The sequence below is a fragment of the Streptomyces sp. NPDC107562 genome, assembly GCF_055657325.1.
This window is the reverse complement of record NZ_JBVKBE010000006.1, coordinates 59,993-73,742: the sequence shown is the minus strand read 5'-3', so window position 1 is coordinate 73,742 and position 13,750 is coordinate 59,993. Positions and strand designations below refer to the sequence as shown.

13 protein-coding genes are annotated in these 13,750 nt (G+C 72.6%); 5 read left to right on the top strand and 8 right to left on the bottom strand.

Going from position 1 to position 13,750, the window contains the following annotated elements; all coding sequences use genetic code 11:
* Positions 1–92: 92 nt before the first annotated feature.
* From ACZ7LV_RS18850 to ACZ7LV_RS18825, 6 genes are all read right to left on the bottom strand, one after another.
* On the bottom strand, positions 93–791 hold the full coding sequence (locus ACZ7LV_RS18850; protein ID WP_471940590.1) for an ABC transporter ATP-binding protein: 699 nt from the start codon (positions 789–791) through the stop codon (positions 93–95).
* Positions 784–1,941 carry an ABC transporter ATP-binding protein gene (locus tag ACZ7LV_RS18845; RefSeq protein ID WP_471940981.1) on the bottom strand — a complete coding sequence of 386 codons (1,158 nt, stop codon included), beginning with the start codon at positions 1,939–1,941 and terminating at the stop codon, positions 784–786. Before ACZ7LV_RS18845 ends, ACZ7LV_RS18850 begins: the two co-directional genes overlap by 8 nt.
* Positions 1,942–2,051: 110 nt before the next feature.
* A complete protein-coding gene (locus tag ACZ7LV_RS18840) occupies positions 2,052–2,957 on the bottom strand; it encodes an ABC transporter permease (protein ID WP_471940979.1) in 906 nt (301 codons plus the stop codon).
* Positions 2,958–2,962: 5 nt separating this feature from the next.
* Positions 2,963–3,931, bottom strand: coding sequence for an ABC transporter permease (locus tag ACZ7LV_RS18835; protein WP_471940978.1), 969 nt, complete (start codon positions 3,929–3,931; stop codon positions 2,963–2,965).
* Positions 3,932–3,951: 20 nt separating this feature from the next.
* Positions 3,952–5,538, bottom strand: coding sequence for an ABC transporter substrate-binding protein (locus ACZ7LV_RS18830; RefSeq protein WP_471940588.1), 1,587 nt, complete (start codon positions 5,536–5,538; stop codon positions 3,952–3,954).
* Positions 5,539–6,157: 619 nt separating this feature from the next.
* Entirely contained in the window at positions 6,158–6,628 is a 471-nt protein-coding gene (locus ACZ7LV_RS18825) for a DUF6174 domain-containing protein (protein WP_471940586.1), read from the bottom strand.
* 322 nt (positions 6,629–6,950) lie between these two features.
* On the opposite strand from ACZ7LV_RS18825, the gene ACZ7LV_RS18820 reads away from it, so the two are divergent.
* The 4 genes from ACZ7LV_RS18820 (at position 6,951) to ACZ7LV_RS18805 (ending at position 12,351) form a co-directional block, all read left to right on the top strand.
* Positions 6,951–7,601 carry a DUF4360 domain-containing protein gene (locus ACZ7LV_RS18820; protein ID WP_471940585.1) on the top strand — a complete coding sequence of 217 codons (651 nt, stop codon included), beginning with the start codon at positions 6,951–6,953 and terminating at the stop codon, positions 7,599–7,601.
* A 247-nt stretch (positions 7,602–7,848) separates the two neighbouring features.
* Entirely contained in the window at positions 7,849–9,915 is a 2,067-nt protein-coding gene (locus ACZ7LV_RS18815) for a galactose-binding domain-containing protein (RefSeq protein WP_471940584.1), read from the top strand.
* Positions 9,916–10,963: 1,048 nt separating this feature from the next.
* The gene (locus tag ACZ7LV_RS18810) at positions 10,964–11,371 is read left to right on the top strand and encodes an SseB family protein (protein WP_401671289.1); all 408 of its coding nucleotides are present in this window, start codon (positions 10,964–10,966) and stop codon (positions 11,369–11,371) included.
* Between the two features lie 164 nt (positions 11,372–11,535).
* Positions 11,536–12,351 carry an MBL fold metallo-hydrolase gene (locus tag ACZ7LV_RS18805; protein WP_471940582.1) on the top strand — a complete coding sequence of 272 codons (816 nt, stop codon included), beginning with the start codon at positions 11,536–11,538 and terminating at the stop codon, positions 12,349–12,351.
* A 12-nt stretch (positions 12,352–12,363) separates the two neighbouring features.
* Here ACZ7LV_RS18805 and ACZ7LV_RS18800 read toward each other — a convergent pair whose 3' ends face one another.
* Both ACZ7LV_RS18800 and ACZ7LV_RS18795 read right to left on the bottom strand, forming a co-directional pair.
* A complete protein-coding gene (locus tag ACZ7LV_RS18800; RefSeq protein WP_471940581.1) occupies positions 12,364–12,633 on the bottom strand; it encodes a hypothetical protein in 270 nt (89 codons plus the stop codon).
* 117 nt (positions 12,634–12,750) lie between these two features.
* Positions 12,751–13,140: a MarR family winged helix-turn-helix transcriptional regulator gene (locus tag ACZ7LV_RS18795; RefSeq protein ID WP_471940579.1), complete on the bottom strand. Its 390-nt coding sequence runs from the start codon at positions 13,138–13,140 to the stop codon at positions 12,751–12,753.
* Positions 13,141–13,419: 279 nt separating this feature from the next.
* On the opposite strand from ACZ7LV_RS18795, the gene ACZ7LV_RS18790 reads away from it, so the two are divergent.
* Entirely contained in the window at positions 13,420–13,707 is a 288-nt protein-coding gene (locus tag ACZ7LV_RS18790) for an ArsR family transcriptional regulator (protein ID WP_471940578.1), read from the top strand.
* The last annotated feature ends 43 nt before the right edge of the window (positions 13,708–13,750 follow it).

Genomic DNA, 13,750 nt, shown 5'->3' with positions numbered 1-13,750 from the left:
CCAGCAAGAGCAGTCGGGCGGGACCTTCTCCGGGTTCCGGCGCTCGCGGACCTCGGCGTGTGGCGTGTGCCACAGAGGGCGAGCCCGGTGGATCAGGCGCCGCCGGAACCCGGCTCGCCCACGGCGACCGGTTCCTTGCCGCACACCGTCTCCCAGGGGGCCGTGCGGTCGCACCAGCGGTGCAGGAGCACGCGGTCGTGGCCCACGGCGAGCAGTCCCGCGCCGGTGGTGGCGCGGTACTCCTCGACGGCCGCGACCAGGGCGGCGGTGGTGGAGGCGTCGAGCATCGCGGTCATCTCGTCGCACACCAGCCAGCGGGGGCGCAGGACCAGGGCACGGGCGAGGCAGGCCCGCTGCAGCTGGCCGTCGCTGACCTCATGGGGCTGCCTGCGCAGCAGGTCGGCGGTCAGGCCGACCGTGTCGGCGAGTTCGGCGACCCGCCGGGGGATCTCGTCACGTCGGCCGGTGGCGCGCAGGGGTTCGGCGATCAGGTCGGTCAGCCTGAGGCGGGGATCGGCGGAAAGCCGCGGCTGCTGGAAGACGACCCCGAAGGCGGTGCGCAGCGCGCGGGGCGCGCGGTGACGCCATTGCCGTACCGGCTCGCCGTCCAGGAGCACCGTGCCGGAGTCCGGGCGGTGCAGAAGGGCGGCGACCCGGGCGAGGGTGGACTTGCCGCAGCCGCTCGGGCCGAGCAGCCCGACGGCCTCGCCCGGCGCGACGGCCAGGGAGGCCTCGCGTACGACGGGTGCGTGGCGGTCGTATCCGGCGGTGACGGCGCGTAGTTCAAGCACGGATGTCCTCGGGAGCCGGAGCGGCGGGTCGCGGCGTCTCGGCGCCGTGACCCGTGAGCGGGTGATGGCAGGCGACTGAGTCGGCCAGGGGCGGCGGCGCGGCGCAGCTGTCGCTGACCCGGTCGCAGCGCGCGGCGAAGGCGCAGCCGGCCGGCAGGTCGCCGAGCTCCGGGGGCAGGCCGGGAATGGGGGTGAAGGCGCGGTCGGGAAGCGCCTGGAGCAGGCCGCGGCTGTAGGGATGACGGGGGCCGGGGGAGCCGAAGAACGCCGTGGCGTCGGCGATCTCGACGATGCGCCCGGCGTACATGACGGCGATCCGGTCGGCGATGCGCTCGGCCGCCGCCAGATCATGGGTGATCATCAGCAGCGCCCGCCCGGTGCCGTGCGCGTCCCGGGTGCCCTTGCCGTCCCGCGCGCCATCGGCACCGCCAGGCGTGCCCGGCCCGTCGGCGTCGACCGCGGCGCCCGTACTCTCCGGGTCGCCCGCGACGGTCGGCGTGCCCCAGTCCTTCGGGCCGCGTGAGACGGCCGGAGCGTCGGTGCCCTTCGGGGCGCCTGCGGTGACCGAAGTGCCCGTGTCGTCCCGGCCGTCGACGTGGCGGCGCAGTTCGTCGACCGTACGGTCCACCAGGTCGCGGTCGAGCCCCGTCGTCGGCTCGTCGGCGAGCAGCAGCGGGGCGTCGCCGACGAGGGCGAGCGCGGTGGCGGCGCGCTGGGCGAGGCCGCCGGAGAGCTGATGCGGGTGGCGGTCGAGGTGGTCCAGGGGGAACGCGGCACGGCCGGCGGCCGACTCCGCCGCCGCGCGCAGCGCGGCCCGGCCCCGGACCGGGGTCAGCTCCCGGATCGTCTCCTCCAGTTGGGAGCGGATGGTGCGCACCGGGGTGAGGTGCGCGGCCGGACTCTGCGGTATGAGCCCGATCCGGCGTCCTCGCACCCGTCGGGCGAGGGTCCGTTCGTCGGCGCGGAGCAGGTCGAGGTCGCCGAGCCGGGCCTCGCCGGCCGTCTCGGCGTTGGCCGGGAGCAGGCCGAGCAGCGCGGACGCGAGGACGGACTTGCCGCAGCCGCTCTCGCCGATGAGGGCGAGGCACTCGCCCGCCGCCACGTCGAAGTGCGCGCCGGTGACGGCGGCGACGTGGGCCCCGCCCGGCATCCGGAAGCGCACGGAGAGGCCCCGCACCGAGAGCACGGGGGACTGTCCGGGGGAGGGTGACGACGGGTGACGCGTCGGACGTTCGGCCGGTCCGGGGGGCGGTCGCTCGGTCACAGCATCAGCTCCGATCGGCGGCGGGGGTTGATCCGCTCCCGCCAGGCGCCGGCCAGCCCGGCGACGGCGAGGGTGGGCACGATGATGAACAGGCCGGGGAAGAGGGTCGGCCACCACTGCCCGGCGAGCAGCGAACCGCGCGCGCTCTGGATGAGGGTGCCCAGGCTCGCGGTGTGCGTGGGCAGCCCCAGCCCGAGGAAGGACAGCGCCGACTCGTGCCACATGGCGTGCGGCACCATCAGCACCGCGGCGAGCGCGGCCTGGGGCAGCACCCCGGGCAGCAGGTGCCGTACCGCCACGCGCCACCGCGAAGCGCCTCCGGAGACGGCGGCGTCGATGTACGGGCGGGCGCGCAGCGACAGCACCTCGGCGCGGACGATGCGCGCGGTCGACAGCCAGTGGGTGAGCGCCACCGAGACGACCACCGGCCAGACCCCCGGCCGGAACATGGCGACGATGAAGATGCCGAGCAGCAGATGAGGCACGGAGGAGAAGGTGTCGACCAGGCGCATGATGCCCCGGTCGAACCAGCCGCCCAGGGCGCCGGCGGCGGCGCCGACGGCCGTGCCGACCACGGTCGCCGTGAGCGCCGCCGCGACGCCGACGAGCAGCGAGACCCGCAGGCCGTACACGCAGCGCAGCAGCAGGTCCCGGCCCACGTCGTCGGTGCCGAAGGGGTGGTCCCAGGACGGCGGCAGCAGCTTGGCGGACAGGTCGACGGCCTGCTGGTCGAGTTGCGCCAGCGGCGGGACGAGCAGGACGGCGAGGACGGTCAGGGTCACCAGCGTGGCGGAGACGCGCACACGCAGCGCGCGGGTCGAGCGGCGGGCGGTGCCGGCCGCGCGCCACGCGGTCGGCGCCGGCCGCTCGGTCGGGAGCGCGGTGTCAGCCACGGGAATCACCACGGTCACATGTCACTGAGTTTCACCCTCGGGTCGAAGAGGCCGTAGAGCAGGTCGGCGACGAGGTTGCCGACCAGGACGGCGGCGGTCGCGAGGGTGGTCAGGGCGGCGAGCAGCGGGAAGTCGACGGCGGTGGCCGCCTCGACGGTGGCCGCGGCGATGCCCGGCCAGCTGAAGACGCTCTCCACCAGCAGCGCTCCGGTGATGAGTTCGGGAACGCGGGAGCCGATCAGGGTCAGCACCGGCAGCAGTCCCGAACGCAGGGCGTGCCCGAGCAGGACGGTGCGTTCGCCCAGTCCCCGGGCGCGTGCGCCCCGGACCGGGTCCTCCGCCAGGGCGTCGCCGACCCCTTGCCGTACGTAGAGGGCGAACCACGGGAGTTGGGAGACGGCGAGGACCCCTGCGGGCAGCACGAGGTGGCTCGCGACCTGACCGGGGGTGACCCGCTCGCTGGCCGTGTCGGTCAGGCCGCCCGCCGGGAGCACGTCGAGTTGCAGGGCGAACAGCCACACGGCGAGCAGGGCGATCCAGAAGACCGGCGCGGCCTCCAGGGTGTAGGCGAGCGAGGTGACGGCCCGGTCGAGCATCGATCCGGGTCGGCGGGCGGCGAGCACCCCGAGGATCGTCCCGGCGAGCACGGCCACGGTGAACGCGACCGCGCACAACAGCGTGGACCACACCAGGCGTTCGCCGATCACCTGCGCCACCGGCTGCCGCAGCACGCTGGAGTGGCCGAGGTCGCCGGTGAGCGCCGAGGTCAGCCACTCCCACCAGCGGGCCGGGAACGACTGGTCCACACCGAGGTTGTCGCGCAGCCGGTCCAGGGTCTCCTGGTCGGCGCCGAGCGCGGCCGTGCCGGCGTAGGCCTTGACGGGGTCGAAGGGGGAGGCCGCGGCGATGGCGAACACGCCGAACGTCACGACGAGCAGCACGGGGACGGCGAACAGGGCCCGCCGTCCCGCCAGTCGTGCCATCGCCCCCCAGGGCAGTGGCGTCATGTCCTGGGCTGCCAGTCCTCGATGTTCCACCAAGGGCCGCTGGCGAAGCCGTGCTCGTGCGGTTCGAGCTGGGTGGTCAGCCCGTTCCAGCGGTCCGCGAGCACGTAGAGGTGGTCGATGTGGGTGAGGAACGTGTAGCCGGGGTCCTTCACCAGCTCGCGCTGCACCGTCTCGTACGCGGCCCTGCGCTCGCCCGGGTCCTGGGTACGGCGGCCGGTGTCCAGCGCCTCGTCCACGACCGGGTTGTCGTAGCGCGCCATGTTGTTGAAGCCGTCGCCGGCGAGGGAGGAGTGCAGAAGGGTGTAGAGGCCGAAGTCGGGGTCACCCGTGCTGCCGAAGCCCGCGAGGACCGCGGTGTCCTTCATCCGCGGTTCGATGACCTCCCAGGTGGCGCTCTCCACCTTCACTTCGATGCCGGCCTTCTTGGCGTCGGAGGCGTAGGCGAGGGCGTGGTCCTGGCGGACCTTGTCGCCGGAGGGGTAGAGCAGCGTGAACGCGGCCTTCTGCCCGCTCTTGGCCCGGATGCCGTCCGCGCCGGGCTTCCACCCCGCCGCGTCCAGGATCCGCCGGGCCTTGGCCAGGTCCTGCGTGCGCTCGACGTCCTTGGCGAAGGCGGGATCGTCGACGGGCAGCGGCCCGTACGCCGGGGTGCCCGCGCCGTCGAGGATCTTGTCGACCATGGCCTCGCGGTCCACCGCGGCGTCCAGCGCCTGCCGGATCGCGCGGTCGCCGGTGACCTTGCCGGCGGTCGGGAGGGTGACGGTGCGGAAGTCGTAGGACCTCGCCTCGTACGACTTCGCGCCGTCGTCGTTCTTGAAGGTGGCGGCGAGGTTGGGCGGCAGGACGGCGCCGTCCAGGTCGCCGGAGCGCAGCCGGGTGGCGCGCACGTTGTCGTCGGTGATGACCGCCATGGTGAACGTCTTCACCTTCGGCGCGCCGCCCCAGTAGTGCGGATTCGCCTTGAACGTCATCTTCTCGCCCTTGCTCCAGGCGGAGAGGACGTACGGCCCGGTACCGACCGGCTTGGTGTTGAAGGAGCCGGTGTTGGGGTCCTGCTCGCCCGCTATGTGCTCGGGAGTGATGGGCAGTACCGTGCGCCCGGCGAAGGGCGCGTACGGGTACTTCAGGGTGAAGACGACCTTGTCGTCATCGCTCGCGCGGACGTCCTTGACGGCGTCCAGCTCGCTCCTGGCCGTGTTGTTGGTCTTCTCGTCCAGCACGGCCTTGTAGGTGAAGACCACGTCGGCGGGCGTGAGCGGCTCGCCGTCGCTGAACTTCACGCCGTCGCGCAGGGTGTACGTGTAGGTCAGGCCGTCGTCGCCGATCTCCGGGAGCGACTTCGCAAGCGCGGGCTTCAGCGCGAGGTCGGCGTCCCGGGTGAGCAGCCCGTCGAAGATCTTGGAATTGCCGTCCTTGCCGTAGCCGAGCAGCGGGCTGAAGGTGTCCGGCTCGTAGCCCACCCCGATCACGACCGAGTCGGCTGCGCTGCCGCCGGCGCCGCCCTCGCTGGGGGCGGAACAGGCGGCGACCCCTGCCGCCATCGCCGCCACGACGGCGGCTCCTCTTGTTCGACGGGTCGTCATGAGCCTCACACTCTTATTGCTGGCCGATCGTACTTGCACATTATGTGCGACGGGAGAGATACCCCTGCGCGCGGGCTGTCAGTCGCCGCGGATCGGAGCGAGTGCCGCCGCCTCGGCGGCCGATGGCGTCACGCCGGTCAGGGGCGTGGTCGCCGGTCCGGTCGGCTGTGAGGCGGGGGGCTCGACGGTTCGGCTGCCACGATGCGGGGGCTGGCCGGTTCGGGCGGCCGCGAGGCGGGAGCGGGTCGACGCGGGAGCGGCTAGCGAGGTCGTGCGGGGGACCGGGACGACGCGGGGACGTGTGCCGGTTCGTGCGGGGGATCGGGACGACGCGGGGACGTGTGCCGGGCCGTGCGGGGGACCGGGACGGGGAGGGGACGTGTGCCGGTTCGTGCGGGGGACCGGGACGGGGAGGGGAGGTGTGCCGGTTCGTGCGGGGGACCGGGACGGGGAGGGGAGGTGTGCCGGTTCGTGCGGGGGACCCGGGCGACGCGGGAAGGTGTGCCGAGTCGTGCCGGGGATCGGGTCGGCGCGGGAAGGTGTGCCAAGTCGTGTGCGGGAGCGGGGAAGCGGTTCGGTGGCGGCTCCGGCGCCTCACCTCGCCCGGCCGTGCCTCATCTCACCGCGCCCGCGGCTCGTAGGCGCTGATGACATAGGTGGCCTCGTCGTCGATGGCCCGCTCGTCCCGGTCGAGGACGATGCTGCGTGGATGCCCGTCCGCCGCGTACTCGATCTCGGCCCTGTCGGCGCCGTCCTGCCGGGCCCGGTCGAATTCCCTCAGCAACTCCCCGAGGGTGGGCACCGCGTCGGGATCGTGCCGGACCACGCGCCGTCCGCTGTCGTCCAGGCCGACCGCCGTCGCGACCTCGCCGTCCCGCACGGTCACGCGGAACGTCCCGATCAGCGATCGCTCGCCCTCGGTCGACAGGAGGGTGTACGCGTACGAGGAGGGTTCCTCCCAGTCCGTCGCGCGCTGTGCGCTGCCGCACGCGGCAGGCGCGCACAGCAATCCGGCGACCAGTGCGGCGAGCGGTCCGGCGATCGGCCGGGGAGCGAACACGGCACGGTCGCCGAGGCGTGCACTCGTCATGATGGCAGTCCCTTCGGCCCGAGGAGCGGCTACCGCTACGACGGCGGCAGGCCCCGGAACGTTCGGGCGTGAAGTGCGCGAGGCGCCTCCGGTCGACGGGGATGTCCGGATCCAGCCCTGGCCGCCCGATCGGCGAGCCCCCTACGATGCGAGCGCTCCCGACCTTCACAGCGTCTTCACAGGTGCCTCCCGGGGTCGGGAGCGCGACAGGTCCGCCATGAACACGTACAAGCTTGTCATGTTCATGACTGAACCATCGTGGTTGCCACCCCCCCGTTCGGAGGCCGCGTCCGGCCTCGAAGAAAGCACAGATGGGAGAACCATGGCCGCTGGCCTGCTCATGAGCGGCGCGATCGGCGCGCTGCTCGCCACGGCGGTACCCGCGCAGGGTCCGTCGACCGGCATCGTCGACCCGCCCCCGGACCGCATCGTCATCAAGGTCGCCACCGTCAACGGCTCCGGCTGCCCGCAGGGCACCGCCGCCGTGGCCGTCTCGCCCGACAACACGGCCTTCACGGTGACCTACAGCGAGTACCTCGCCCAGGTCGGCGCCGGCTCCGACCCCACGGCGTTCCGCAAGAACTGCCAGCTCAACCTGATCGTCCATGTGCCGCAGGGCTTCACGTACGCCGTCGCCAGCGCCGACTACCGGGGCTTCGCCGCCCTCCAGCCGGGCGCGAGCAGCGTGCAGCGGGCCTCGTACTACTTCCAGGGCTCCTCGAACACGGAGTTCAGGAGCCACCCCTTCCGCGGTCCCTACAACGACAACTGGCAGGCCACCGACTCCACCGACTGGGCCCAGCTGGTGTGGGCGCCCTGCGGCGTCCAGCGCAACTTCAACATCAACACGGAGCTGCGGGTCAACGCGGGCAGCTCCGACCCGGCGAGCACCAGCTTCATGACGATGGACTCGACCGACGGGGACATCAGCACCATCTACCACCTGGCGTGGAAGGAGTGCCCCGACGACTGACCCGAGGGGCCCGGGCCCGTTCCCCGGTCCGCCGAGACGTCCGGCGGACCGGGGAACGGCCGTACCGGTACCGGTCAACAGACGCCCCACGCACGGCTCTTGACGTCATCGGCACCGCTGGCCATCCTCGACGCATATCTCTCGCCGTTCATGACAACCCGTCAGTAGCGGCCCCAGAAGGGCCAGGGCCCAAGGATCCGAGGGCCCCTGGCGCCCCTGCCATCCCGCCGACCGAGGGACGTGGGTAATGACCCTGGCTCCACGAAGCCCGAACCGCCGCCGCAGGCATGTCACCGTCGTGTCGCTGCTGCTCCTCGTGCTCGCCACCGTCCTCGGCCCCGCGCCGAGTTCGGCCGCCGGGACCGACTGGTGGAACCCCACCGCGCGGCCCGCCCCGGACTCCCAGATCAACGTCACCGGCCAGCCGTTCACCGGGACCGACGCCCAGGGCGAGGTGCGCGGCTTCGTCGACGCGCACAACCACCTGTTCTCCAACGAGGCGTTCGGCGGGCGGCTCATCTGCGGCAAGACCTTCTCCGAGGCCGGCGTCGCCGACGCCCTCAAGGACTGTCCCGAGCACTATCCCGACGGCTCCCTCGCCATCTTCGACTTCATCACCAACGGCGGCGACGGCAAGCACGACCCGGCGGGCTGGCCCACGTTCAAGGACTGGCCCGCGCACGACTCGCTGACCCACCAGCAGAACTACTACGCCTGGGTGGAGCGCGCCTGGCGCGGCGGCCAGCGCGTCATGGTCAACGACCTCGTGACCAACGGCGTGATCTGCTCGGTGTACTTCTTCAAGGACCGCAGCTGCGACGAGATGACGTCGATCCGGCTCCAGGCCAAGCTGACGTACGACCTCCAGGCCTACGTCGACAAGATGTACGGCGGGCCCGGCAAGGGCTGGTTCCGGATCGTGACCGACAGCGCGCAGGCCCGCCAGGTCGTCGAGCAGGGCAAGCTGGCCGTGATCCTGGGCGTGGAGACCTCCGAACCCTTCGGCTGCAAGCAGATCCTGGACATCGCGCAGTGCAGCAAGGAGGACATCGACAAGGGCCTCGACGAGCTGTACGCCCTCGGCGTGCGCAGCATGTTCCTCTGCCACAAGTTCGACAACGCGCTCTGCGGCGTCCGCTTCGACTCGGGCGGCCTCGGAACGGCGATCAACGTCGGCCAGTTCCTGTCGACCGGGACCTTCTGGAAGACGGAGAAGTGCACGGGCCCGCAGCACGACAACCCCATCGGCGGGGCGGCGGCACCGGCGGCCGAGAAGGAACTCCCGGCCGGGGTGGACGTGCCCTCCTACGCCGCGGACGCCCAGTGCAACGTCCGCGGCCTCACCGCACTCGGCGAGTACGCCGTGCGCGGCATGATGCAGCGCAAGATGATGCTCGAGATCGACCACATGAGCGTGAAGGCCACCGGCCGGGTCCTCGACATCTTCGAGGCCGAGTCGTACCCGGGCGTGCTGTCCTCGCACAGCTGGATGGACCTCGACTGGACGGAGCGGGTCTACTCCCTCGGCGGCTTCATCGCGCAGTACATGCACGGCTCCGAGGGCTTCGTCGCGGAGGCGGACCGGACCGTGGCGCTGCGCGAGAAGTACGGCGTGGGCTACGGGTACGGCACCGACATGAACGGCGTCGGCGGCTGGCCGGCACCGCGCGGCGCGAACGCCCCCAACCCGGTGCAGTACCCCTTCCGCAGCGTCGACGGCGGCTCGGTCCTCGACCGGCAGACCACCGGGCAGCGCACCTGGGACCTGAACACCGACGGAGCCGCGCACTACGGCCTCGTGCCGGACTGGATCGAGGACATCCGGCGGGTCGGCGGTCAGCGTGTGGTGGACGACCTCTTCCGGGGCGCCGAGTCCTACCTCGGCACTTGGGGAGCGTCCGAGCGGCACCGGTCCGGAGTGAACCTCGCCTCGGGCGCGTCGGCCACGGCCAGTTCGGCGGAGTGGAACCCCTTCACCAGCTACGCGCCGGGCCGGGCCGTGGACGGTCACCGCGACACCCGCTGGGCCAGCGACTGGAACGACGACCAGTGGCTGCGGATCGATCTGGGGTCCACGAACCTGGTCGGGCGCGTCACGCTCGACTGGGAGCGGGCGTACGGGAACGCGTACCGCGTCGAGCTCTCCACCGACGGCACCGACTGGAGGACCGTCTGGTCCACCACCGCCGGCGACGGGGGGCTGGACACCGCGCGCTTCACCGCGACGCCCGCCCGCTACGTCCGCGTCCAGGGTCTGGGCCGGGCCACCGACTGGGGCTACTCGCTCTATGAGGTGGGCGTCCACAGCAACTGACACAACGACATCTCGCGGGCCCCGCCGGACGGTTCCGGCGGGGCCCGCTCGTCGTGTGCCCTGGCGGCGGGCCCCCACCACACCGCGCACGTATGCACGACAAGCGCGCATCTTGTGCGAATTTCCGGCTGTCTGATTGGCTTCGCCGTGCCCGAACCGGTGGATATTTCTACGCGGTGGAAAGGGTGGCGGGGTATGGCGAATTACCCTGGCGCACGACGCCGCCGGGCGTTGGAGTCCCCGAAGTGCTGGAAAGGGGAAGACGGTTGACAGGGATCACGGCCGCACGATGGCTGGTCCGTCTCCGGGTGCGGAGAACCCTGGGTGTCCGGGTGGTGCCGCGCACTCCTTCGAGTGACCCGCTCGCCGCGCTGGTGAGGACAGCGCAGCAGCTGGACTACGGCGCCGGCCGCGCCGACGGGCCGACAGGAGGCCCCCCGAAGCACCCGGGGCCTGTCTGACAATTCCCGTCCGCCGGACGGCCCCATGCAAGGGAACCCCCAGAGCACGCACCTGACGTCGTCCGGCCGCCCTCTGGGCGACGACGCGAGTTGTCGGACAGCCCCTGGACGCCCTTCGGCCGCACCCGACTCGTCCCTTCCGCACCCCCGAGTCACACCCGGGTCGCTCGGCTGACCTCCGCCCACGCCCCCGCCGGGCCCCCGACGCCATGTGCCTCGTGTGACCTCCTCATCCCCTGTGACGGGCCTACGGCATGCTCCCGCGACGTCCCTCGCTCCGCGCGTTGGCCACCCCCGCGTATCGCGCCGCGCCGCCGCTCGGCGAGGGCGAGGTGCACGCTGTTGCGGTGCGGCCACGGCGGGTGGTTCGGCGCTGCCTCCCGGGCGGTCGGCAGGAAGCGCAGGGCTGCGGGAGGCGGGACGCGGACGTACGGGCCGCAGAAGGGGGACGGCAGGTCCGCTGGGCAGGATTCCTCGGGCCGGCGGGGTATGGTCCGCGCCCCGCCGGGGTACGCGTCGAGGGCCGCACCGGGGACCGATCTTGGCCCGGGCGGGCCCCCCGAACCCCCACGATCAGGGAATCCGCCATGGAGACACCCGCGAACGACCCCACCCCCACACCGGCCCAGCGCGCACTGGACGCGCTCGTCGTGAACACCGAGGACGAGGCGGCGCTGGACACGCTCGCGAGCAGCGACGTGCTGATCCCCGTGCCGGACGACGCCGTCGAGGAGGAGGCGGCCGACCCGGGCGCGGTGGCGCTGCCCGTCCTGGAGGAACCGGACGGGCGGCCGGTGGTGCCCGTGTTCACCTCCGAGCTGGAGATGGCGGAACTGCTGCCGTTCGTCTCCCGGTACCGCCTCGTGCCGCTCGGCGCCCTCGCCTCGCAGTGGCCGTCCGACGACCTGTCCCTCACCATCGACGGCAGCTCGTCGCACGGTCTGACGCTCACCTCGGACGGGGTGCGGGCCCTGCTGGCCCGGCCGCAGCACTGAGACCGGGCGTTCACCTCTGGTGAACGCCCACGTCACACGGTGTCCGCCAGGCCGAAGGACACCGAGGTCGGCCGGAAATCTGCCCCGCGGCGGGGTGGTCGCGCCCCGCGCGGTGGGAAGACCCCACCGGAAGGATCCACAGCGAAGGAACGTCGGGGGTCGTCTTGAGGGTCGTCCTGCTCGGCACCGCGGCCGAAGGCGGCTTCCCGCGGTGGAACTGCGGCTGCGCGCCGTGCGCCGCCGCGCGTGACGGCAAGCTGCCCTCCCGTACCCAGGAGGCGGCTGCCGTCACCGGCAACAACCGCGACTGGTGGTTGCTGAACGCCTCGCCGGACATCCGCGCCCAGCTCACCACCACCTCCGCGCTGTGGCCCGCGCCCGGCCCCCGGGCCACCCCGGTGCGCGGGGTGCTGCTGACCGACGCCGAACCCGAACACGTCGGCGGGCTGACCGAACTGCGCGGAGGTCCGGGACTCAAGGTGTATGCCGCGCCCCCGGTCCTCACGGCGCTCACCCCGGCCCGCGCCATGGTCGACCGGTACGAGCCCTGGGAGTGGTGCGACAGCCTCACCGCCGGGGGATTCGTCCTCTCCGGCGGCCTCGTGGTCACCGCCCACCCCGTCGGCACGTCGGCGCCGTCGTATCTGCCGCGGCGCACGGCGGACGAGAGCTGGGTGACGGCGTACCGCATCGAGGACCTGGCCACCGGCGGTGTCCTCGTCTACGCGCCCCGCCTGACCGCGCCGGGCGCCGCACCCGAGGAGCTGCTCGTGGGGGCCGACTGCGCGGTGCTGGACAGTGGCTGTCTCCTGTCGGCCGACGAAGCCGGGACGGCTCCGGTGGTTCCGCCCGGGCCGCGCCGTGTCCCCACCCGCCTCCACGACGCGAGCCCCCTGCTCGACCCCGCCTCGGCGGCCTGCGCGCAGGCGGGGCGGACGGGGGTCGAGGTCCTCGCGGACGGGGCCGAGTTCGTCCTGTGAACGGCCAGGCCGTCACTCGGTGGTGAGCTCCAGCAGCTGATCGGCGGCGGTGGTGTTGCCGGCGTCGGCCAGCCGCCGCAGCTCGTCCAGGTTCCCCTGCTCGGTGGCGACCTCGATCAGCTGGTCGGTGGCGGCGCTGCTGCCCCGGTCCGCGAGCCGGCGCAGCTCGTCCAGGTCACCGCGTTCGCCCGCGAGCTCGACCAGCTCGTCGATGGCGTCGGGGTCCCCGCTGTCGGCCCGCTCCCTCAGCAGCTGGAGCGCGGTCGCGTCGGAATCGGTCATGTTCGCTACCTCTCGTGTTCGCGGCCCCGTCTGGGCAGGCTTTCCCGAGGCTCGAAGCCCGTCACGACCAGGTACCCCAGCGGTGGCCCCCCATCAGGGGGACGCGCCCCGTCCGGCTCAGGCGGTCAGCATCCGCCGCAGCGCCGCCCGCTGCAACGGCAGCACCTCCGCGTGCAGGGCGCGGCCCTTTTCGGTCAGGGAGACCCACACCCCCCGCCGGTCCTCCACGCAGACGCTGCGCTCGACCAGGCCGTCCTTCTCCAGGCGGCCGATGAGACGGGAGAGGGCGCTCTGACTGAGGTGCACCCGGCCCACGAGGTTCTGCACCCGGCAGTGGTCACCCGCCTCGGGCGTCTCGGCGACGAGGATGTCCAGCACCTCGAAGTCGCTCGCACCGAGCCCGTGCGGATGCAGTACGCGGTCGATCTCCCCCATCGTGCGGGCGTGCACCCGCAGGACGTCCCGCCACCGCTGCTCCAGAGAGGTGTCGACCGTGTTCGCTGCCATGTCCGCACGGTAACACCGATCCGGTCATTTATTGAAGGTGCAACTAGTGCGCGTGCAACCCGTGCCGCAGGTCGTCGCCGACGACTCCATCCGGCGATTCCTCCCGGCGATTCCACCTGACGACTCCTCCCGAAGCCGCCTCCCGAAGCCGCCTCCCGCGACATTGCGTCGAAAGCCCCTTCGATCCCGGTCAACTCCGGCCGTGCGCGGGCTGCGGCCGCTTGCCCGGAGCCACAGTGGGGAAACGCCACGTAGAGGGTCCGGACCAAGGGGGAAGCGATGCTGAGGACTCCCGCCGGCGACGCCCGCCTGCGCATCCTGGAATGGCTCAAGGACCCGGCCGCCCACTTCCCACGCCGACGCCGCACCGACCTCGTCACCGACGGCGTCGACGTCGGCGCGGTCGCCGCGAAGCTCGGTGTGCGGCGCGCGGTGGCCCACACCCACCTCACCCTCCTCACCGACCTCGGCCTGCTGCGCGCCAAGCGCATCCGGCGCCGCCTCTACTACCGCCGTGACGAAATCCGGATCGCCGAGGTGGCCCGCATGTTCGAGAAGGGCTGGTAGGCGGTGCCCCGTCGGTCCACGACGCGGCATGCGGCGCCGGCGT

Bases quoted from the DNA above. Each gene is read 5' to 3' on its own strand.
- ACZ7LV_RS18800 (WP_471940581.1), bottom strand. From the start codon at position 12,633: ATGACCGATTCCGACGCGACCGCGCTCCAGCTGCTGAGGGAGCGGGCC.
- ACZ7LV_RS18830 (WP_471940588.1), bottom strand. From the start codon at position 5,538: ATGACGACCCGTCGAACAAGAGGAGCCGCCGTCGTGGCGGCGATGGCG.
- ACZ7LV_RS18795 (WP_471940579.1), bottom strand. From the start codon at position 13,140: ATGGCAGCGAACACGGTCGACACCTCTCTGGAGCAGCGGTGGCGGGAC.
- ACZ7LV_RS18845 (WP_471940981.1), bottom strand. From the start codon at position 1,941: ATGCCGGGCGGGGCCCACGTCGCCGCCGTCACCGGCGCGCACTTCGAC.
- ACZ7LV_RS18835 (WP_471940978.1), bottom strand. From the start codon at position 3,931: ATGGCACGACTGGCGGGACGGCGGGCCCTGTTCGCCGTCCCCGTGCTG.
- ACZ7LV_RS18790 (WP_471940578.1), top strand. From the start codon at position 13,420: ATGCTGAGGACTCCCGCCGGCGACGCCCGCCTGCGCATCCTGGAATGG.
- ACZ7LV_RS18820 (WP_471940585.1), top strand. From the start codon at position 6,951: ATGGCCGCTGGCCTGCTCATGAGCGGCGCGATCGGCGCGCTGCTCGCC.
- ACZ7LV_RS18825 (WP_471940586.1), bottom strand. From the start codon at position 6,628: ATGACGAGTGCACGCCTCGGCGACCGTGCCGTGTTCGCTCCCCGGCCG.
- ACZ7LV_RS18810 (WP_401671289.1), top strand. From the start codon at position 10,964: ATGGAGACACCCGCGAACGACCCCACCCCCACACCGGCCCAGCGCGCA.
- ACZ7LV_RS18815 (WP_471940584.1), top strand. From the start codon at position 7,849: ATGACCCTGGCTCCACGAAGCCCGAACCGCCGCCGCAGGCATGTCACC.